A 20719-nucleotide genomic window follows, 5' to 3' on the forward strand; every position below is an offset into this window, starting at 1 on the left:
ACGCAAACCGTGGTTAAAAACGGTCGACGCGGTAGGGTTTCATATCCACGGGGGGCGTGACGCCGGTCATGAGATCGGCCAAAAGGCGCGCGGTCGTTGCACCGTAGGTCAGGCCCAGATGTCCATGGCCGGTGGCGTACCAGACGTTCCTGCGCTTGGCCGACGGTCCGATGACCGGCACCGTGTCGGGCAGGGCCGGGCGATGCCCCATCCATTCGCTGGTCTGCTCGACCTTCAGGCCGGGCAAGGCTTCTCGCGCCCGTTTCACCAGCACTTTCGCACGCCTGTAGTCCGGCGGCGCATCGAGGCCGGCCATCTCGACCGTGCCGCCGACCCGGATGCCGCCGGCGGTGGGAGTCACCATGAAGGCTCGGGCCGGCCAGATCAGCGAATGCCGCATCGAAAGACCGGGCGCCATGATCTGGGTGTGGTAACCGCGTTCGGTTTCGAGCGGGATCGGTTCCTTCAGCATGGCGGAAAGGCGCGCCGTGAACGCTCCGGCCGCAAACACCACGGAGCCGGTCGCAAGCCGCCGCCCGTCCGCCAGCCGGATCGCGGTGACGCCCGCATCGTCATGATCGAAACCGACGACATCCCCTCGCTCCAGAACACCGCCCAACGCCTGAAACCTGTCTGCTAGGCCGAGGACAAGCTTGTGGGGATCGGAAATCGACCGATTGTCGGGAAACAGCAGTGCCTTGCCGATCCCGGTCGTCACGGCGGGTTCGAGGTCGCGAATGGCATAGCCGCCGAGGATTTCATACCGGAAGCCGAAGCGGTCGAGGATCTCGACATGCTCCCGGTCCGCACGGAATTCGGCCTCGTCGGCATAGACGCTCAGGCAGCCTTCGGCGCCAAGCATACCTTGCAAGCCGGTCGCCGTGAGCAGCGCATCGAGGTCTTCGTGCACCCGCCCGCAGAGAACCGCGCCTGCCGCTTCGATCTCGCGGAGTTTCGAAGGACGGCTCGCATTCAGGAACCGCAGGAACCAGGGGAGCAGGCGCGGCATGTAGGACGGGCGGATGCGCACCGGGCCTTCGGGGTCGAGAAGCCATTTCGGCATCTGCGCCCAGATGCCGGGGCGCGACGCGGGCATGAACTCCGTGACGGCGATGCTCGCCATGTTGCCATAGGATGCACCCTGCCCTGGCCCGCTTCTGTCGACGAGCACCACGGACCGGCCGCGCCGCTGCAGTTCGTAGGCGATGGCAGTGCCGATGATGCCGGCTCCGACGACGACGATGGGAGACACTTTTTAATCCTCTGATTGGAAATGCCGGCCGGGACACGCCTGTGCCCCGGCAGCACATCGATTACCAGTTCAGGATCGGCTGCATGGCCACCTGGAATTCCGCTTTCTCCGCGGCGCTCAGTTCGCCCAGCGGCGCGCGGCAAGTGCCGACGGGAAGGCCCTGCAGTTCGCAGCCATACTTGACCTTCTGGACGAACTTGCCGCTTTCGAGGATGTTCATGGCCCGGTAGAGCACCACCATCTTCTCACGTGCCTTGGCGAGATCGCCCGAGCGGAATGTCCGGTCGAGATCGACACAGGCCTTTGCCATGCAGTTGGCGGGGCCGCAGATCCAGGCATCGGCGCCCCAGAACATGAAGTCGAGGGCGATATCGTCCGAACCGGAAATCAGGTCGAGGCGCCCGTTGTAGCGGGCATGGATATCGATCGCCCGCTGCAGGGATCCAGAACTTTCCTTGATGCCGAGGACGCGAGGATTGTCGGCCAGCGCATCGAGAATATCGAATCCGATCTCGATGCCGTCCTTGTAGGGATAGCTATAGAGAACGAGGTTGATGTCGGTTTCCCCGAGCACTGTCTGGAAGTGTGCCAGCAGTTCTTCCTGGGTCGGGCGGGTATAGAACGGCGTGGCGAGCAACACCGTGTCGTAACCGATCTCCTTGGCCCGCAGGGTGTTTTCGACGACTTCGCGGGTGGCGGGGGCATTCGTGCCGGCGATCAGGGCTTCGCCCTCCTCGGCAAAGTCCTTGACGAATTTCAGTACGGAATCACGTTCGGCATTGGACAGCGCGGAATATTCGCCGGTCGATCCCATCGGCACCCAACCGGTGACACCGGCGGCACGCAGCGCCGTCAGGTGTTTTTCGAAGGCGTTGAAATCGACCTTGCCATTGGCGTCGAAGGGGGTGACGAGCGCGGGCATGACGCCGGACAGTTTCATGGGGTATCTCCTGTAGGGAAGTTATTGGGATTAGATGGCGAGTTTCTTGAGGATGCGGGCCTCGACGGTCGAGACCGCCCGCGTCAGTGGAAAGGCGATAACGAAGTAGATGAGCGCCACCACCGTCAGGACCTCCACCGGCCTCGCGGTGTTGTTGGAGATGTTCTGGCCGACGAACATCAGGTCAGCCATGCCGACAGCCGAAACCAGGGCGCTCTCCTTGAAAAGGCTGACGCAATTCGACAGCAGCGTCGGCACGGCACGCAACACCGCCTGCGGCAGGACGACATGGACCACCTGGACGTTTTTCGGCAGGCCGAGCGCGACGCAGGCATCGAATTGTTCCGGGCCGATGGATTTCAGGCTGGCACGAAACGTCTCGCTGGTGATCGCGCCCATATAGAGCGTCAGGGCGATGACGCCGGAGGCGAAATTGGACAGTTCGACGTTGAGTATCAGCGGCAGGCAGAAGAAGATCCAGAACAGCTGCACCAGCACCGGCGTGCCACGAAAGAATTCGACATAGGTGCCGGCAACCGTCCGGATCACGATATTGCGCGATGTGCGGGCCAGCCCGACGACGAAACCCAGCGTGCAACCGATCAGGATGCAGAGACCGGTGAGCTTGAGCGTCGTCCACAATCCGAACAGAAGCGCGTATTGGAACTTGGCGAGGATGGAGAAGTCGAGTGCCATGATACGATCTCCTAGCTGACGAGAAGCTGGCGGCGGCGCTCAAGCAGGCCGACGATCTGGGTGACCGGAAAGGACACGGCGAAATAGATCAGCGCGACCACCGTAAACGTCTCGATCGGCCTGTAGGTCTCCGTTGCCAGGGATTTTCCCTGGTACATGAGGTCCTGGATCGCGACGATGGCGACCAGCGCGCTCTGCTGGAAGATGACAATGCCGTTGGTCAGGAGAACCGGTATGGATGCTCGAAACGCTGTCGGGAAAACGATGTAGAGAATGCGCTGCAAAGGCGAGAGGCCGAGCGCGATGCCGGCGTCGATCTGCTCGCGCGGCACCGCCTGGATGGCGGCCCGGTAAGCCTCCGCGTTGAAGGCCATCAGGTTGAGGCCGAGCGCCAGGATTCCCATGGTGATCGGGTCGAGAAAGACGTCGAACAGCATCGGCACGCAATAGAAGATCCAGATGATCTGGACGATCGCCGGCGTGCAGCGAAAGAATTCGACGAACAGCACAAAGGGCAACCGGATAGTTTTGTAGGGGCTCATGATCAGCAATGCGAGACCGAAGCCGAGCACGATGCCGATGAGGTTTGCCGCCGCCGTCAATTCGAGCGATACCCACAACCCCTTTAGCAAGGGGGCAAGCGAAACGGCATTGAAATCGAAATTGTATTCCACGCTCTCCTCCTCCTATTGCCTGATGTGGAAGACGCGATCGATGAATTCCTTGGTACGTTCCTCCTTCGGAGAACCGAGCACCTGCTCGGGAGGGCCGTCCTCGACAACGACGCCCCCGGCGCAGAAAATCACCCGCGAGGCGATGTTCCTGGCAAACCACATGTCGTGGGTGACGATCATCATCGGCATGTTCTGCGCGGCGAGCTGCAGGATCACCTGCTCCACCTCACCCACCAGCTCCGGGTCCAGGGCCGACGTCACTTCGTCGAACAGCATCAGCTTAGGGTCGAGCATCAGGGCGCGGGCAATGGCGACGCGCTGCTTCTGGCCACCCGAAAGCTGGGCAGGATAGGCCTTGGCCTTCGCGCCCAGGCCGAACCTTTCCAGAAGGGCTTGTGCGCGCGCAGATGCTTGTGCCTTCGCCTCGCCGCGGACCTTGCACGGCGCGAGGATGAGGTTCTGCAGAACATTGAGATGCGGAAACAGAGTATAGTGCTGGAAGACCATGCCGATCGACCGACGGACATTGGTGTCGATCAGGGTTTTGCTCTTGCTGTCCCGGGAGGAAATATACGGCTTTCCATCGAAGGTGACGGAGCCGCTGTCGATCTTTTCCAGCCCCATCATCACGCGCAGCAAGGTGCTCTTGCCGCCGCCGCTCGGGCCGATGACCACGACGCGTTCGCCGGGTTTCATTTCGATGTCGATGCCTTTCAGCACCTGGATGGCTCCGTCGGCATAACTCTTGTGGAGCGCCTGCATTTTCACGAGGGGAAGGCTGAAGGACATGGTCATGGCCGTTCTCGGTTCATATCCAGCAAGGGGAAGGCGTCGGCGGCAGGTGCCGACGCCGGATGGAATCAATTGGAGCCGCTCAGCACCTGATCCACCGCCTTGCGGATCAGCTCTTCGACATGGCCGGTCGCGACCCTTTCTTCGAGGAAGATGTTGACCACCTCGACATCGGCAGCCGACATGCCATGCGGCAGGCCGAACGAGACGCCCTGCCTGGCGAGCGCCGGCGTCGGGTTCATCGCCACCGCCCAGTCGGGATTGGCCTGGGTCAGAAGCTGGTTGGTATCGGAGGCATCGACCAGGATGTCGGCGCGCTTCGAGGTCAGCGCCAGCCGCGTCTCGTCATTGCCCGGAAGGCGCATGATCGTGGCATTCTTGACCGCAGCCGAGATCGCCTTGTCCTGCGCCGTGCCGGACATCACCGCGATCGTCACTTCGGCCTTGTCGATATCGGCAACCGAAGCAGCACCCTGCGGGATCTTGGGGTTATTCTTGTTGTAAGCGAGCGAGATCTGGTACTCCATCGCCGGGATCGAGAACTGGACGGCCATGGCGCGGGCCGGCGTACGGTTGAGCGCCAGCGATACGTCCCATTTACCCGCCTGCAGGCCAGCAACGATATTATCCCAGGTCGTATCGACGAATTCGGGCTTCACCTTCAGCACCTCGGCAAATTCGCGGCAAAGATCGGCATAGAAGCCGGAATACTCGCCGCTTGCCGGATCGCGCATGATGTAGGGCGGAGCGACCGCCGCGCCGCATTTCAGCACACCGGCATTCTGCACGCCCTGCCAGTAACCATCGGCGGACTGGGCCTGAGCGGCCGTGACGGAAAGACCTCCCATGAGGGCGAGCGCAGGCAGCGCCCGCAAGGCGGACGTGATCATCTTCGAGAGCATCGACATTCCTCTTTTTGCTATGCGCGAAGTGCGCGGTTCCACTCGTCGGCTTTGGCCGTTTCGTTGTTTTCTTGTCGGCTACGTGTCGACTGAGATTTATTTGTCAACAGCGTGTCGACAAAGTCAAGCGGAAAAATTACATTGCCGTGCGGTTGGTTTTCTGGCCCAATGGTGCATCCGCCGATGAAGGGGACCTAAGTGTCTGACGAAACTGAAGTGAAACGAATCCGGGGAACCGGCTGGAAAAGCGTCTATGAAACGCTTCGCAACGAGATCCTCGCATTGACGCTGCCGCCCGGGCAGCTTCTCGACGAGACGACTCTCGCCGAACGTTTCGACATGTCCCGCTCGCCGGTGAGAGAGGCACTGATCCGGCTAGGGGCGGACGAACTGGTGGTGACGCTTGCCAACCGCAGCACGATCGTCGCGCCGATCGAGGTGGCGACCTTCCCGAAATATGTCGAGGCGCTGGATATCGCCCAGCGCATGAACACCCGCCTCGCCGCAGCGCTGCGCACGGAAGCCGACCTGAAGGTTATCGCCAAGCGCGACAAGGCTTTCGCGGCGGCGGTCCGGACCGGAAACCACCTTGCCATGTCGGAGGCGAACAAGGAGTTCCACATGGCGATTGCCTATGCCGGCAAGAACCAATACCTCGCCTCCTTCTACGACAAGCTCCTCTCCCAGGGGCAGCGCATGCTGCATCTTCACTTCGAGTATCTGGAAAGAACCCGCGAGGGGTACCTTTTGACCGACGAGCACAACCAGATGCTCGAAGCCATCAGGGACAGGAATGTCGATCGGGCCGATGAACTGGCGCATGCCCATACCCGCCAATTCCAGGATAATTTCATCAATTTCATGCGTGAGAACTATACGACCGACGTGACCCTCGGGCCGTTGTGGGCGGCGGAGTAGATCGTGAGCACAAGCAGTATTGGTTTTGTCGGCACCGGAGCGATCACCGAGGCCATGGTTCGGGGATTGCTGGCGGGCTCCGCTTCAGCCACCGAAATCCATCTTTCGCCGCGCAGCGCCGACATTGCTGCGCGGCTTGCCGCCGAATTTCCGGCGGTGCATGTGGCGAAGGACAATCAGGAGGTCGTCGATCGCAGCACTATCGTCTTTCTCGCCATCCGGCCGCAGATCGCCCGGGAGGTGATCGAGGCGCTGTCGTTCAAGCCGGGTCAACGCGTTGTCAGTGTCGTTGCAGCCACGGAACGGCAAAACCTGCTCGACTGGATCGGCGCCGACGTTCAACTCGTACAGGCCATACCGCTGCCCTTCGTCGCCGACCGGCTCGGTGTGACCGCCATCTTTCCGCCGGATACCGACGTAGCCGCCCTGTTCGACACCCTCGGCACGGCAATCCAGTGCGAGACGAAGAAGGAATACGATCTCCTGGCCGCCGCCAGCGCCCTGATGGCCACCTATTTCGGCGTCATGGAATTCGCCACCGACTGGCTAACCGAAAAGGGTCTCGAACGATCCAAGGGACACGCCTACATCGCCCGGCTGTTCCAGAGCCTGGCGGAACGGGCGCAACGTGCCGGCATCGATCGTTTCAGCGACCTGAGCGGAGAGTTCGCCACCAAAGGCGGTCTCAATGAGCAGGTGCTCGCAGATTTTGACACAGGCGGCGGCAAGGCAGCGCTGAACCAGGCTCTGGATCGTGTCCTGAACCGCATCGAAGGAATGACTGATTAGCGCGATACCGCCAAAAGTGTGCGCCGGGTTCGCCCGGATCGCGCCTCAGATGTCGAGGTTGTCCGGTACGGCCTCGAACACCATCTGGTCGTAGGCCGGCTCCACATGCGGCGGCGTTTCGCGCAGCACTGTGTCGTAATCCAGCGGCACATGCATATGCGTCAGGATGGCGCGTTTCGGCTTGAAACGCTCGATCCAGCCGAGCGCCTGTGTCAGCGACAGATGGCTCGGGTGGAATTGATATTGCAGCGTGTCGATGACCAGCACCTCCAATCCCTGGAGTTTGCCGATGGTCTGTTCGGGAAAGTCGCTGACATCGCTGCAATAGGCGACATCGCCGATGCGGAAGCCCAACGAATGAATGTCGCCATGCACCTGTAGGTGCGGCCGGAAACAGATCGGCCCACCGGCACCGTCGATGACGATTGGAGCCTCGATGTCTTCGATAATCCGTGGTTCGACGATCGGCGGATAGTTGCTGCCGGGCGGCGTCTCCAGGCAATAGCCGAAGCCTTCGCGGATGCGCGCCATGGTCGGCGCGTCCGCATAAATGGGAATGCGCTGGCGGGCGGCGATGAAATAGCCGCGCAGATCGTCAATGCCGTGCAGGTGGTCGGCGTGGGCATGCGTATAGAGAACGGCGTCGATATGCTTGACCCGGGCGGCGATCACCTGCTCGCGGAAATCCGGGCCGGTGTCGATCACCACCGTCGTGGTGCCGTGTGGCCCGGTTTGCTCGACAAGAAAGGCGGCGCGGGTGCGGCGGTTCTTCGGATTGTCGGGATCGCAAGCGCCCCAATCGCCATTGATGCGCGGCACGCCCGGAGACGACGAGCAGCCGAGGATCGTGAAGCGGCGCCGGTAGCTCACGGCCTCAGATCCGCGGCAGCTTCGTGAAGAGGCGATAAGCGTTTTGGGTGGTGATATCGGCCATCTCTGCTTCGCTAACGCCCATGGTCTGCGCCAGAACTTCGGCGGTGTTGACGACGTAGGACGGTTCGTTGCGTTTTCCCCGCCAGCGCTTCGGCGCCAGATACGGCGCATCCGTCTCCACCAGCAGCCGGTCGAGCGGTACGGTGGCGGCGATCTCGCGCAGTTCTTCCGATTTCGGAAAGGTGAGGATGCCGGAGAAGGAAACGTACCCGCCGAGCGCGACGCCGACGCGGGCAAGCTCCGCCCCCGAGGAGAAGCAATGCAGGATGAAGGGAAAAGCGCCCCTGGCCGTTTCGTCGGTCAGGATTGCGGCCATATCTTCGTCGGCGCTACGGCTGTGGATGACGAGCGGCAGGCCGGTTTGGCGCGCGGCCTCGATGTGCTGCAGCAGGCCGGCCTTTTGATCCGCCGGCTTCTGCGTGTCGTAGAAATAATCAAGCCCTGCCTCGCCGATGGCGACGACCTTAGGATGCGCCGAAAGCCTGACGAGGTCGGCGGCCGTGACGTCAAGCTCCTCGTCGGCATTGTTCGGATGCGTGCCGACGGAGCAAAAGACATTTTCGTAGCGGTCGGTGATCGCCAAAAGGTCCGGCAGCTTGCGGACCCGCGTCGAGATGGTGACGATCTGCCGGACGCCGGCATCACGGGCACGTTCGATGATCTGGTCGCGCTCTTCCGCGAAATCCGGGAAATCCAGATGGCAATGGGTATCGATCAGCATATGCGTCTATCCCGCCCTCAGGCATCCGCTTCCGGTGGAACGTAGCGCGGGAAGACCGGCTTCGGCGCTTCCAGCGGCGTGCCCGGAACCAGCCGGCCGGCCTCGCCCAGTGCCGCGAAATCCCGCTTTTCCGCAGGTGCGGCCACGAGGTCGAGCAGCTTTTCGGCCGAACCCGGAATGAACGGCTGCAGCAGGATGGCGATCTGGCGCACCACTTCCGCCGTGACGTAAAGCACGGTTCCCATACGCTCCGGATCGGTCTTCTTCAGCGCCCACGGCTCCTGACCGGCGAAATAGCGGTCGGTCTCCGAGACGACGGCGATGATCGAGGCCAGCGCCCGGTGGAGGAGCTGCTTGCCCATGTCGTCGCGGGTGGACGCCAGCAGCGCATCGGCTGAGGCGAGCATCGTCTTGTCTTCGTCGCTCAGCGCGCTCGGTGTCGGGATCTTGCCGTCGCAATTCTTGACGATCATCGACAGCGAACGGCTGGCGAGGTTGCCGATGCCGTTGGCAAGGTCGGAATTGATGCGCGTGCCGATCGCCTCTTCGCTGTAGCTGCCATCCTGGCCGAAGGAGACTTCGCGCAGGAAAAAGTAGCGCACCGGATCGAGGCCGAAATGGTTCACCAGGTTGACCGGATCGACGACGTTGCCGAGCGATTTCGACATCTTCTCGCCCTTGTTGAGCAGGAAGCCGTGGGCGAAGACGCGCTTCGGCAGCGGCGCACCGGCCGACATCAGGAAGGCCGGCCAGTAGACGGCGTGGAAGCGGATGATGTCCTTGCCGATGATATGCACGTCGGCCGGCCAATATTTCGCCCGCGGGCCGTTCTTGTCTTCGAGGTAGCCGGTGGCGGTGATGTAGTTGGTCAGCGCGTCGACCCAGACATACATGACGTGCGACGGATCGTTCGGCACCTTGATGCCCCAGTCGAAGGTCGTGCGCGAAACCGAAAGGTCCTTCAGGCCACCCTTGACGAAAGAGATCACCTCGTTGCGGCGTTCAGCCGGGCCGATGAAGTCAGGGTTTTCCTCGTAATGCTTCAGCAGGCGGTCCTGGTATTCGGAGAGCTTGAAGAAGTAGCTCGCTTCCTCGACCCATTCCACCGGCGTGCCCTGTGGCCCGTAGCGCACGCCGTCGGCGCGCACTTCGGTTTCGTCTTCCTGGTAATAGGCTTCGTCGCGCACCGAATACCAGCCAGCGTAGCTGTCCTTGTAGATGTCGCCATTGTCGGCCATCAGGTTCCAGATCGTCTTCGACGTCTCGTGATGGCGGTCCTGGGTGGTGCGGATGAAATCGTCGTTCGAAGCGTTGAGCATGACCGCCATCGCCAGGAATTCGGCCGAGTTGCGGTCGGCGAGTTCCTGCGGGGTGATGCCCTCGGCACGCGCCGTCTGCTGCATCTTCTGGCCATGTTCGTCGGTGCCGGTCAGGAAAAACACGTCGCGACCGTCGAGGCGCTGGTAGCGCGCCATGGCATCCGTGGCGATCAGCTCGTAGGCATGGCCGATATGCGGCTTGCCGTTCGGGTAAGAAATCGCGGTGGTGATGTAGAAGGGCGTCTTGGTGGTCATGATCGGCGTCTTGTCCGGCAGCTTGCGTTTTTTAAAAAATTCAACGCCGCTCTTACTCCATGTTGCCGCCAAGCGAAACAGCAAGTTTCGGTGATCGCCTACCACGCTTCGGTTTTCGTCAGGCCGCCAGTTCGCCGAGGATCGAAATGATCGTTTGCTTGCGATCGAGATTGTAGGCCTGCGCCACCGTCAATCGCTCGCCGATCGACGAGGACAACCGGGCGAAATGATCGGCGGTGCGGATATCGCCCGAAAGCGCCGCCTGCCGCGCCCGGCCCATGATATGGTCGCCGATGTGGCTGACGAAGAACGCGAAGATCGTCTCCGCATCCTTCGAGGACAGGGCATCCGCCAGTTTGTGCATCGCCTTGCGTGCCGTCGGCCCTTGCGAGGAGAGAACCTGTTCGAAGGCGGCGACGATATCCATGCCGCCGTAGTTGACGAGTTTGAGCGCCTCGGAGACGCTGCCTTGAGCCGCCGCCAGCGTCCGGGCATCGATATCCAGCCCCAGATGCGTCGTTGCCTGATGCAAGGCCTCGTCGTCCAGCGCCGACAATTTTAGCGGCAGGCAGCGCGAGCGGATGGTCGGCAGCAATTTGCCGGGAGCGTGCGACAGCACCAGGAACATCGCCTGCTTCGGCGGCTCCTCGAGGATCTTCAGGATGGCGTTGGCGGCACTGCGGTTCAAGTCGTCGGCGGGATCGACGATGACGATACGCCAGTTGCCGGTGCCTGAGGTCTGCGAGAAAAATTTGCCGGCACGCCGAACCTCGTCCACGGTGATCGCCGATTTCACCTTGCCGGATTTTTCATCCACCGGCCGCGCCAGGTGCAGCAGGTTGTGCGAAGCGCCGGCGGTAATCTGTCGACTGACGGGCGAAGCCGGATCGGGATCGGCAAGCCGCTCCGGTGCCGTCGCCGGGTTCGGATGGCTCAGCACGTGATTGGCGAAGCGGAAGGCGAGCGTCGCCTTGCCAATACCCTCCGGTCCCTCGACCAGGATGGCGTGATGGCCTTTGCCGGACCGATAGGACTGCGCCAGAAAGGCCTGCGCCTCGTCATGGCCGAAAAGGCGTGTATTTTCCGCCGGCGGAATGGCGCCGTCGAGGACGCCCGGTTTTTCTTCACTCATTGCGCTGCTTCCGGTTCCTTGTGCCGGTCGGCGGGCACAGTGCCGAGCAACGGTTCGACGGCGGCCAGAATCTCGCCAGCGATGATGCCTTGAGCCTGCGTTGCGTCGATCACCTTGCAACGTTCCGGTTCGGCGGCGGCGATGTCGAGAAAGGCCTCGCGTCGCTTCTCGTGCGTCTCCGTCTTCTCCTTTTCGAAGCGGTCGGGCACGACGGTCTCGGAGCCGGCGCGGACACGTGCCCGCTTCAGGCCGATTTCCGCAGGGATATCGAGGATGATGGTGCGGCTGGGATAGGTGCCGTTGACGGCGATGCGAACGAGCGTTTCGATAAAATCGGCGTCGAGGTTGCCGGTCACGCCCTGATAGACACGCGACGAATCCATGAAACGGTCGCAGAGCACGATGACGCCCTTGTCGAGGGCCGGACGGATGACCTGCTCGACATGGTCGCTGCGGGCGGCGGCAAAAAGGATGGCCTCCATGCGCGTGCCGAATTCTTCCGCAGCACCGGACAACAGCACGTGTCGTACGGCTTCCGCCCCAGCGGAGCCGCCGGGCTCGCGGGTCACCAGGACTTCATGGCCACGGCTCGACAATGAATCCGCGAGAAGACGGATCTGGGTCGATTTCCCCGCTCCTTCTCCGCCTTCAAAACTGACGAACAAACCTGATCCTTCAGCCAACGACGATGTCCTGCTTCATGCTTCCAAATTCCGGCATCCGACCTGTTTAACCCAACTCGTTCGCCGGCGAAACCGGACGCATCCGAATGGCTCCGGTTTTAAGACTAAATATAGGGGTAAAGCGGCGTTTTTACAGCCAGAAGAACATCAGTTCCAACACGGCATCGGTTGCCCGGCTGACCAGCGTGCCCTGCCCCACTGCGGCGGCGGTGTAAAGCGGAACCTCGCGCAACAGCCGCTCCCCGGCAAACACCCGCAGCGTTCCCGCCTGGAAACCCGTTTCCACCGGCGCCGTGAGCGGCCAGCGATAGACGATCCGTGCCGCCAGCCGTTCCGGGTTGTTGATCGGCACGAAAATATCGACCGGCGCCTTGGCGACAAGATCCACCTTCGATTGCTCGCCGCCATAGACGCTGGCCGCGCCGATCACCTCGCCATCGGCAAAGATGCGCTTGCTTTCGAAGTTGGTAATGCCCCAGTCGAGAATACGCTTGGCTTCTTCCAGCCGCTCCTTTTCGTTCGCCAGCCCGCCCATGGCCAGGAACAGGCGCTTTCCGTCACGATTGACCGTGGCGATAACAGAATATCCCTCACCCTCGGCAAATCCCGTCGCAAAGCCATCGACGCCGATGTTGGCTCCGACCAGCGGATTGCGGTTGCGCTGGCGGATCTTGTTCCACTCGAATTCCGCCTGGGCATAATAGGGGTAGAATTCCGGATAGGTCGATTGCAGGTGCCGGGCGAGCGTCACCAGTTCGCGCATGCTGATCTTGGAGCGCGGATCGGGCAGGCCGGTGGGATTGGCGAATGTCGCCGCCGGCAGGCCGATCTCGCGCGCTCGCTTCGTCATCCGTTCGGCAAAGGCGTCTTCCGAACCGGTCATGCCCTCGGCGAGAATGATGCAGGCGTCGTTGGCCAATTGCACCGTCACGCCTTGGATGAGATCGAGCACGCTGACGCGGGATTTCAGCGCCGCAAACATGGTGGAGGTGCGTGACGGCGCCCCGCCCGTTCGCCAGGCATGTTCGGACACGGCATATTCCGTCGTCGGCTGGATTTCGCCCTTGCGCAATGCGTCGAAGACGATCTCCATCGTCATCAGCTTGGCAAGGGAGGCCGGGGACACCGGCACATCCTCATCCTTGGCGATGATCACAGTGCCGGTCGAGGCCTCGATCATGTAGATCTGCTTGGCCTTCGTTTCGAAAGCCGTACCGTTTTGCGCCGTCGCGGCAAGCGCCGGACCGACCGAAAGCAGGCAGATGATCAAAAACTGCAGCACTGTCCGCATGGCGATTCCCGTTGAGCGACTGTGCCGATTTAAAACAACCGGAGGCGCGGTGCCAAGCAAAACAGCGCGGCGTCAGCGCTGTTCCTGCGCCTGCCGGCGATGGACGGATGCAAGAATGGATTGCTGCGTCAGGCCGTCGTTGCGCTCCATCACGGCGTCGAAGGCGAGTTGCACGGTAACGACGGGTGTTTCGGCATAGGCTGCGGCATAACTTGCGCCGGGGACCATCAGGAATTCCGGCCGCTCCAGCGGGAAAGGCCCGGTCTCCGGCAACACCACGAACTGGTCGAAGGCCGCAGTCGCATTCGGATTTGTCATCGGCGTCACTTCGAAAGCCGCGCTCGGCGTGTTGCCGGCCAGGCTGGTGCGCACCGATCCGGTGTCCTCAAGCGCGCGGACCTGTTCACGCATGGTCTCGTTGGAGGCGACCATCACACCGGAAGCGATCTGCCCTTCCGGATTGACGCCGCGGAAGCGGTCGCCCTTCTTGACATAGGATGCCATCAGATACGGCATGTCGTGACCGTCCATGCGCGCCTTGCCGACATATTGCACCCGCACCTTGCCGGTGCCGCTGTGTTTCAGGTCGAGCATGTCGGCAGTCTTGCTCGACACGTCGATGAGGCGACCCGGATGGTAAGGACCGCGATCGTTGACGCGGACGATGATCGACGTGCCGTTTTCGACGTTGGTGACGCGCGCATAGCTCGGCAACGGGAAGGTCGGATGCGCGGCGGAAAGATGGTCGAGGTCGTAAACTTCGCCATTTGCCGTCAGGCGGCCATGAAAGGCGGAGCCGTACCAGGAGGCGATGCCGGTCTTGTCGTAACCGAAATCCTCGCGCGGCACATAGGTCTTGCCCTTCACCACATAAGGCTTGCCGACGAGATAACGGCCGCCGCCCTTCGGGATGTTCTTGCCGAAGGCAACGCGCGGACTGGCTTTGACGCCATATTCCTTCTCGGAAAAATATTCCTTGTTGCGCGGCGTCGGCTTTTTCGGCTTTTCCTTGACCGTGCCGCAAGAGGCCACGCTCAGACATAGAACCGGAATGGCAAGCCACTGCCATCTCCGGGAAAGACCCGCCATACCCAACTTTAACGTCATCTGTCCCAAACCGATACGCTACGCAATACTCAACGCGCCGTCCGCCTGATCAGCCCGGCCCGCCACCGTCTGCCATCAGGCCTCTAACAGGTTCTTAAGCATGATAATAAGATGGCGGAATTGCGAACGAAATACGGTTTTGAGACAGGAAAGCCTTTGATATGGTTAACAGATTGCTATCGAGGCGAGATGGAAAGCCGGTGATTTAATTTGCAGAGGACGCCGGCTTTGGCGCCGCCGTCCTCCAATCTTTTACCGCAGGTGACGTCGCCTATTTGGCGTGTTTCGCCAGCCAGGCTTCCATCTCGGCAATCTCCGCTTCCTGTGCCTTGATGACCGCTTCGGCCAGGGCGCGAATCTCGGGATCCTTGCCGTATTGCAGCTGGACCTTGGCCATGTCGATGGCGCCCCGATGGTGCGGGATCATGCCACGGACGAAGTCGACGTCCGCGTCGCCACTATAATCGAGTGCCATGTCCTTGTGCATCTTGGTGTTGGCTTCGGCGAATGCCTTGCTGGAGTCGGCCTGGCCGCCCTCGGTCATCTGCATTTTCGAATGGTCGTGACCGGTCATTTCTTCAGCCGTCACCGGCGACAGGGTGAGCAGCGTTACTGCTGCGGAAAGGGCATATCGTTTGAACATCTTGTGTTTCCTGTGTTCGTATCGGTGCAACGCCTCTGCTATGCCGGCCAAGAGGCCGGCCGCATCGACGCCAGTATCATCGTGACAGGAACTAGCCGCGCGGCGGCGGCAGCAGCGGCATGAGATCGGCCGAGACAAGTGGATGCTGACGTAGCGGCATACCGTAACGCCATGGAAGAATGCCACCATCCGGATCAGCCGCCGGCAGGATCACAAGGCAGGCCGGGCAGGACGCGGTATGCGTCATGCCACAGCCATCGGGGCAAAGGCTGCCGGATTGCCGCTTCGTTGCATGGCCGAGATGGCTTTGATCGTCCGGAAGCGTGTTGGCGCCATGGACATGCGTTTCACCGGCCGAAACCCGGGCAGGCGAACTCAGATCGGCAAAACCCGGCATGGCCGCCACGGCAGGCATGGCGCAATAGCCAAGCAGGGCAAGAAACATCATGATGGCGACGAAGCTTCGCATGGCGCGACTTTAGCGTCCCGGCGAGGAAACACAATACCGGCCTGCAGCCGTCTTTCGCCGACATCCCTATCGGTTGACCGGCGCAGGACTGCTATCCTCAGACGTACCAGATGCCATCGGCGATGGAGGCCGACACGCCGAGAATGTTTTCCGGGCTTTCGGAAAATCCGGCCAGCACCTCCGCTTTCGTTGCGCCGTCGGAAAGCCGTCCTTCCCAATAGGCAACGCCGCCTGCCTCGCCTGCCCGGCCAAGGACGTTTTCATACAAGCGGGCGATGTAATCGGCATGTCCCACACCGGCACCGTAGACGGAGGCGAATTCGGTCGAACCCACGAAGCCCTGCGCGACCTTGAGCAAGGTCGCTCCGGCATCCATGGTTTCGATCCAGTATCGCAATCCGTCCGCATCGGGCGTCCGGTCGAACGCCGCCTGATAGATACGATAGGCCTGCCCGGCGCCACCCTGAAGATCGAGCGCCAGTGTGCCATCGGCAAACTGCAGCCGCTCGACACCGGTTAGCGTATCCCTGCCTTCGCGCTGGCTCGTCACGATGGTGGCATCGCTGCCAGAGGTGACACTGTATTCGGCGCGGGAACCGGCAAAACGTGCGGTGTCGATACCGGCGCCAGCATCGATGCGGTCGTCACCGGCCAAGGTGAAGAAGATGTCGTTTCCCGCCCCGCCCTTGACCGAATTGCCCTTCTCCAGATTGTCGACGAAGGTAGAAGGCGTTTCGTATCCGGCAAACAGTTTCAGGTAGTTCATCACGCTCGTGCCGTTGGAATCCTGCGCCGCCTTGATGCCGCCGGACTGGATGAAGGTTTTCAATCCGCCCGTGCCGGCCAGATGTGAGGCGGCGATCATGCCGCTTTTTGTCAGCAGCACGCCGTTGAGGGTCTGGCCGTCGTAAAACTCAAGGTCGGCCGCCCGGATGCGGCTCCACAACATCTGGAACCAGGCGGCGGCGGCAACGTCCTGCTCGGCCTTGTCAGAGAGAAAATCCTGCAGGCTGGTGATGCCGTTCTTGCCGGTAAAGCCGCTGTTGTAGCGGTTGTCGAAAAGGTTGGAATCGCGGGCCGCATAGCCGAGATCGAAAAGCGCCGCCTCGCCGAACTGGTAGGCCCCGGCATAGCCAGCCGAATTGACCACGGAATAATTGCCGCTTGATTCCCGCTGCCGCAAAGCACCGAAAAAATCATCATAGCTGCCAGTTGCCATTCGCTGTCGTCCGTCTGCGGAAATCAATCGCTCCACGATAGGCGAGAATGGAAACGGGAGCGTTAACGCCGCGCTCGTGTGCATCCGCTGCCGGCGGGAAACGGGCTTTCAGTCGTGATAGGTGGTCCGTCACGATGTCGAACATGCAAAACTGCAGCAGTTCGATGCGATTTCGCGCACGCTGCCATCGAAATTCTCCTTTCTTTTCGGTTTTTTGAATCTAGGCTTGAATTTGCTCCCCCGTATGGCTGGATCAGCGCATCTTTTTAACCAGCCGCTGCGGAACGGGATCAGCCCTTCAACAGCAGGATCACGCAATGAAACGCATCACGCCCGACCTGGCCGGTTACGAATCCTTCCTGGTGGATTGGATCGACGAGACCGGTTCGGTTGTCGCCATCAACGATTTCGAAGCGCGCGAACTTGGGATTGCCATCCACGAGAAGGTTGGCCTCGAAAGGATCTACAGCAGCAGTTCGGCGCAGGCGCTGCGGGCGATTGCCAGCGGCGAACAGGATGCCGATCCGGTTTTCCCGGTCTGGGTCAACTCGCAGAATTACAGCGAGATCCCGATGGTCGCGACCATCGTTCGCGACGGAGTGCGGGGGCTTGCAGTGGTCAAGCAGCCGCTTCCCGCAGAGGTGCTGGGCATCGGCCCGGAACTTGTCGAGCGTGTCGAGATCCTGTCGCAGATGATCGGTGCCGCGACCGAGGCCTGCTGGTGTATCGAATTCCTCGAGCCGGTCGATACGTCGCTGAGCGAAGAGGAAATCGTCGAGCGGGTCTTCACCAACGAGAGCCGCTGGCGCGCCTGCAACGAAGCGATGGCAAGGCTTTACCGGGTGCCGGAAGGGCTGGATTTCAACATGCAGCCGGTCTCGCGTTATTTCCCCAATACCGAGGTCAACCGCCAGATGGTCCGCGACCTGGTGCGCGCCAACTACCGCCTCGATCATGCCGCCGCCGTCGACCGCCGGCATGACGGTAGCGAAATGCTGGTCGAGAACGATTTTCGCGCCGCGATCCAGAACGGCCTGCTCGTGCGCCTTTGGGGCACGACACGCGACATCGGCCCGTCCCGCATTCGCGAGCAGCAGCTCTCCGACCGCGCCGACAGCATGCTCGATATCCTCAGCGCCACGCCCGACCCGATCCTGGTGATTTCCGAAGAGGGGATCGTGCTGGCGGCGAATCCGGCCGCCGAAACCGCATGGGGGCGCACCGGCGAGCAGATCCTCGGGCGGCCGATCCAGGTGTTCGTCGAAACCCGTCACGCCACGGAAAAACTCCGGCAGGCGGCATTCGACGGCGAGGACCAGGAATGCGACCTGGGGATCGTTTCGGCCGATGACAGCCGCAGCACCTGGCGGTTCCGCTCCGCCCGCATGGAAGGCGAAATCAGGCGTTACGTGCTGACGGCCCGGCGCAAGGCCAGGCGCCGCGCCCGCCCGGCTGCAGAGGAGGTGGCGTGATGAAGTTTTATGCCAACGACGTCGCCAGCCTCACCCATCGCCGCCTGCGACCCTCCTTCGTGGACGACCCGCAATTCGCCGCCTTCCTCGACGCCATGCCGGATGGCGCGGCGTTTCTGGAAGCGGACGGCCGCATCAAGCTCGTCAATAGCAGGTTGGAGATGTTGCTCAACCTTGCCCGCGGCGAACTGGTCGGCACCGAACTCGGCAAGCATGCCAAGACCGCCGGGCCGATCATCCAGAAGCTGTGGACCGCCTTGCAGCAGCTCAAGCGGCTCGAAGTTTCCGGCACGCTCAACTCCCAGCGCAACGTCGTCGCCACCTTGAGCATTCTTCGGACGCCGGACGGCGGCGCCTACGGCGCGCTGCTGATCATGCGCGAGGCAAGCCGCTCGACGCGTGCGCCCGACGGCTCGGACAATTTCCGCTTCGAAACCGAAGCGCTGGGGGCAAAGACGAGTTTTGTCGCCTCCCCCTGCATCGAGGCCATGCGCAAGGCCGCCGATACGGCGCTGGAACGCGGCGCAAGCGTGATGCTGACCGGCGAGACCGGCACGGGCAAGACGGAGTTGGCGCGGTTGATCGGCCGGGCGAACGATCCAGGTGCCGCGCCCTTCGTCCATGTCCGCTGCGGTATGTTGTCGGATGCGCAGTTCGAGGCGGAAATGTTCGGCATCGAGCCGGGCTCGCCGCTCGACACCTCGACCCGCGGCAAGCTCGGGTATGTCGAAGCGGCCGATGGCGGCATTCTGTTCCTCGACCAGATCACCGACCTCTCTCCGACCATGCAGTCGAAACTGGTCGCTTTCCTCGAAGCCCAGACTTTCAGCCGGCTCGGTTCTGCCCAGAGACGACAGGCGCGCATCCGCATTCTCGCCGCCACCAACGAGAACCTTTCGGAGCTGGTCGGCAGCGGCGCCTTCCGCAGCGATCTCTATTACCGGATCGCCGTCATGACCTTCGCCTTGCCGCCGCTCCGAAGCCGGCCCGATCTTATCGAGGCGCTGGTGGAGCATCACCTGCGGCGGCTGAACGCCGGGCGCAAACCGCAGCTGCGTCTCTCGCCGGAATTCCGCGAACGCCTTGGATCGCACGCTTTCCCGGGCAACATCCGGGAACTGGCAAACGTGCTCGAACGCGCGGCGGCGGCGGCGGATGACATTGCCCGTCTGGAGCATTTCGCCGCGCCTGTGCCGGTGGCGCAAGCAAAGGCCGCCGTCACCTCGACCGCCGGTCCGGAGACCGCAACGCCGGCCAAGTTTAAGGAACTCGTCCAGGAATTCGAGGCCTGGATTCTGGAAAAATCCATCGTCGAGAATGGAAGCAAACGAAGCGCCGCAAAGGCGCTCGGTATCGATATTGCGACGCTTGTCCGCAAGACGAAACGAAAACAATGAACAAACAGAAAAGGGGAATGAGCATGAAAATACTGAAAACCGCCCTGATCGCCGCCATGGCGACCGCCAGCGTACTGGCGCAGACGGCGACGGCAATGTCTGCCGAACTCAATATTCTGACCTGGGAGGGTTATGCCGCCGAAGGTTTCATCGGCAAGTTCGAGGCCGCCTCCGGCTGCAAGGTAACCGCCGCCTATGTCGGTTCCAATGACGATTTCGCCGCCAAGCTGGCCGCCGGCGGCGGTGTCTATGACATCATCACCCCGTCGCTCGACACCGTGCCGATGATGCGGCTTGCCGGTTTCGTCGCGCCCATCGATACGGCAAAGGTCGAAGGCAACGCCGACATCTACCCGGAATTTTCCCAGCACGGTGATGTGGTGGCGGAAGGCTCGAGCTGGGCCGTGCCGCTGATCTGGGGATCGGTGTCACTGATCTACCGGCCGGACAAGTTCGCCACCACGCCGGACAGCATTGCCGTGCTGTTCGATCCCGCCAACAAGGGAAAGATCTCGCTCTGGGACGACAAGTCGGCGCTGTACTGGACTGCCCGCTACCTCGGTTATGACAATGTTTTCGACCTCACCGACGAGCAGCTTGAAGCGGTCAAGGCCAAGCTGATCGAGCAGAAGCCGCTGATCCGCAAATATTGGGCATCCGCCGGCGAACTGACCGAACTGATGGCCAACCAGGAAGTTTTTGTTTCCAACGCCTGGACCGGCCTGACCTCCAAGGACGTCAACAATCTGAAGAAGGGTTTCGAGGTCGTCGAATTCACGCCGAAGGAAAAGGCGGAAGGCTGGATGGACTCGATGATGCTGGTCAAGGACACGCCGAACGAGGAATGCGCCTACAAGTTCATGTCCTTCATGCAGTCGCCTGACGGCCAGTGCGGCATCGCCGAGTCGACCGGCTACTTCCCGGTCAATCCGAAAGCCGTCGCCGGCTGCATGGACGAGCAGATGAAGAAGGACCGCCAGGTCGACAATATCGAGTTCGTCAAGAGCCTCGTGATGTGGCAGCAGCCGAAACGCCTCGACAAGTACCTGGAAGTCTGGAACGCTGTGAAGGCGGCACCCTGATCCTAAACTGGGCGTGCGGGCGCGCTAGGCAGC

General features: G+C 61.7%; 21 protein-coding genes. 5 read left to right on the plus strand and 16 right to left on the minus strand.

Annotation, left to right across the window (positions count from 1 at the left end):
• Nucleotides 1-13: 13 nt before the first annotated feature.
• From ACSQ3I_RS04875 to ACSQ3I_RS04900, 6 genes are all read right to left on the minus strand, one after another.
• Nucleotides 14-1252, minus strand: coding sequence for an NAD(P)/FAD-dependent oxidoreductase (locus ACSQ3I_RS04875; protein ID WP_435996584.1), 1239 nt, complete (start codon nt 1250-1252; stop codon nt 14-16).
• 61 nt (nt 1253-1313) lie between these two features.
• Nucleotides 1314-2192, minus strand: a complete 879-nt coding sequence (locus tag ACSQ3I_RS04880) for a dihydrodipicolinate synthase family protein (protein WP_435996586.1) — start codon at nt 2190-2192, stop codon at nt 1314-1316.
• Nucleotides 2193-2222: 30 nt separating this feature from the next.
• On the minus strand, nt 2223-2888 hold the full coding sequence (locus ACSQ3I_RS04885) for an amino acid ABC transporter permease (protein WP_435996588.1): 666 nt from the start codon (nt 2886-2888) through the stop codon (nt 2223-2225).
• A gap of 11 nt (nt 2889-2899) precedes the next feature.
• Nucleotides 2900-3562, minus strand: a complete 663-nt coding sequence (locus ACSQ3I_RS04890) for an amino acid ABC transporter permease (protein ID WP_435996590.1) — start codon at nt 3560-3562, stop codon at nt 2900-2902.
• A 12-nt stretch (nt 3563-3574) separates the two neighbouring features.
• The gene (locus ACSQ3I_RS04895; RefSeq protein ID WP_435996592.1) at nt 3575-4357 is read right to left on the minus strand and encodes an amino acid ABC transporter ATP-binding protein; all 783 of its coding nucleotides are present in this window, start codon (nt 4355-4357) and stop codon (nt 3575-3577) included.
• A gap of 65 nt (nt 4358-4422) precedes the next feature.
• Nucleotides 4423-5256, minus strand: a complete 834-nt coding sequence (locus ACSQ3I_RS04900; protein WP_435996594.1) for a substrate-binding periplasmic protein — start codon at nt 5254-5256, stop codon at nt 4423-4425.
• A gap of 198 nt (nt 5257-5454) precedes the next feature.
• On the opposite strand from ACSQ3I_RS04900, the gene ACSQ3I_RS04905 reads away from it, so the two are divergent.
• On the plus strand, nt 5455-6174 hold the full coding sequence (locus ACSQ3I_RS04905) for a GntR family transcriptional regulator (RefSeq protein WP_435996596.1): 720 nt from the start codon (nt 5455-5457) through the stop codon (nt 6172-6174).
• A gap of 3 nt (nt 6175-6177) precedes the next feature.
• Nucleotides 6178-6963: a pyrroline-5-carboxylate reductase gene (locus tag ACSQ3I_RS04910; protein ID WP_435996597.1), complete on the plus strand. Its 786-nt coding sequence runs from the start codon at nt 6178-6180 to the stop codon at nt 6961-6963.
• Between the two features lie 45 nt (nt 6964-7008).
• On the opposite strand, the gene ACSQ3I_RS04915 is transcribed toward ACSQ3I_RS04910, so the two are convergent.
• From ACSQ3I_RS04915 to ACSQ3I_RS04960, 10 genes are all read right to left on the minus strand, one after another.
• Nucleotides 7009-7833: an MBL fold metallo-hydrolase gene (locus tag ACSQ3I_RS04915; protein WP_435996599.1), complete on the minus strand. Its 825-nt coding sequence runs from the start codon at nt 7831-7833 to the stop codon at nt 7009-7011.
• A 4-nt stretch (nt 7834-7837) separates the two neighbouring features.
• The gene (locus ACSQ3I_RS04920; protein ID WP_435996600.1) at nt 7838-8617 is read right to left on the minus strand and encodes a TatD family hydrolase; all 780 of its coding nucleotides are present in this window, start codon (nt 8615-8617) and stop codon (nt 7838-7840) included.
• A 17-nt stretch (nt 8618-8634) separates the two neighbouring features.
• Nucleotides 8635-10296 (minus strand): methionine--tRNA ligase, encoded by a 1662-nt coding sequence (metG, locus tag ACSQ3I_RS04925; protein ID WP_435996602.1) that lies wholly within the window; start codon nt 10294-10296, stop codon nt 8635-8637.
• A 13-nt stretch (nt 10297-10309) separates the two neighbouring features.
• Nucleotides 10310-11323 (minus strand): DNA polymerase III subunit delta', encoded by a 1014-nt coding sequence (locus ACSQ3I_RS04930; RefSeq protein ID WP_435996604.1) that lies wholly within the window; start codon nt 11321-11323, stop codon nt 10310-10312.
• Nucleotides 11320-12006, minus strand: a complete 687-nt coding sequence (tmk, locus tag ACSQ3I_RS04935; RefSeq protein ID WP_435996606.1) for a dTMP kinase — start codon at nt 12004-12006, stop codon at nt 11320-11322. Before tmk ends, ACSQ3I_RS04930 begins: the two co-directional genes overlap by 4 nt.
• Before the next feature lie 130 nt (nt 12007-12136).
• Entirely contained in the window at nt 12137-13297 is a 1161-nt protein-coding gene (locus ACSQ3I_RS04940; RefSeq protein ID WP_435996608.1) for a D-alanyl-D-alanine carboxypeptidase family protein, read from the minus strand.
• 72 nt (nt 13298-13369) lie between these two features.
• On the minus strand, nt 13370-14404 hold the full coding sequence (locus ACSQ3I_RS04945; RefSeq protein ID WP_435996610.1) for a septal ring lytic transglycosylase RlpA family protein: 1035 nt from the start codon (nt 14402-14404) through the stop codon (nt 13370-13372).
• Between the two features lie 271 nt (nt 14405-14675).
• Nucleotides 14676-15047, minus strand: coding sequence for a CopM family metallochaperone (copM, locus tag ACSQ3I_RS04950; protein WP_435996612.1), 372 nt, complete (start codon nt 15045-15047; stop codon nt 14676-14678).
• A 91-nt stretch (nt 15048-15138) separates the two neighbouring features.
• On the minus strand, nt 15139-15516 hold the full coding sequence (locus ACSQ3I_RS04955; RefSeq protein WP_435996614.1) for a hypothetical protein: 378 nt from the start codon (nt 15514-15516) through the stop codon (nt 15139-15141).
• 97 nt (nt 15517-15613) lie between these two features.
• Nucleotides 15614-16735, minus strand: a complete 1122-nt coding sequence (locus ACSQ3I_RS04960) for a DUF4214 domain-containing protein (protein WP_435996616.1) — start codon at nt 16733-16735, stop codon at nt 15614-15616.
• 317 nt (nt 16736-17052) lie between these two features.
• Between ACSQ3I_RS04960 and ACSQ3I_RS04965 the strand changes: the two genes are divergently transcribed.
• The 3 genes from ACSQ3I_RS04965 to ACSQ3I_RS04975 are packed head-to-tail and all read left to right on the plus strand — an operon-like array spanning nt 17053 to nt 20686.
• Nucleotides 17053-18207, plus strand: coding sequence for a PAS domain-containing protein (locus ACSQ3I_RS04965; RefSeq protein WP_435996617.1), 1155 nt, complete (start codon nt 17053-17055; stop codon nt 18205-18207).
• Nucleotides 18207-19604 carry a sigma 54-interacting transcriptional regulator gene (locus ACSQ3I_RS04970; protein ID WP_435997545.1) on the plus strand — a complete coding sequence of 466 codons (1398 nt, stop codon included), beginning with the start codon at nt 18207-18209 and terminating at the stop codon, nt 19602-19604. Before ACSQ3I_RS04965 ends, ACSQ3I_RS04970 begins: the two co-directional genes overlap by 1 nt.
• Nucleotides 19605-19627: 23 nt before the next feature.
• Nucleotides 19628-20686 carry an ABC transporter substrate-binding protein gene (locus ACSQ3I_RS04975; protein WP_435996619.1) on the plus strand — a complete coding sequence of 353 codons (1059 nt, stop codon included), beginning with the start codon at nt 19628-19630 and terminating at the stop codon, nt 20684-20686.
• Nucleotides 20687-20719: the final 33 nt, after the last annotated feature.

Origin of the sequence: Rhizobium sp. LjRoot30 (assembly GCF_964253915.1) — a bacterium.
Taxonomy (GTDB): Bacteria; Pseudomonadota; Alphaproteobacteria; order Rhizobiales; family Rhizobiaceae; genus Metarhizobium.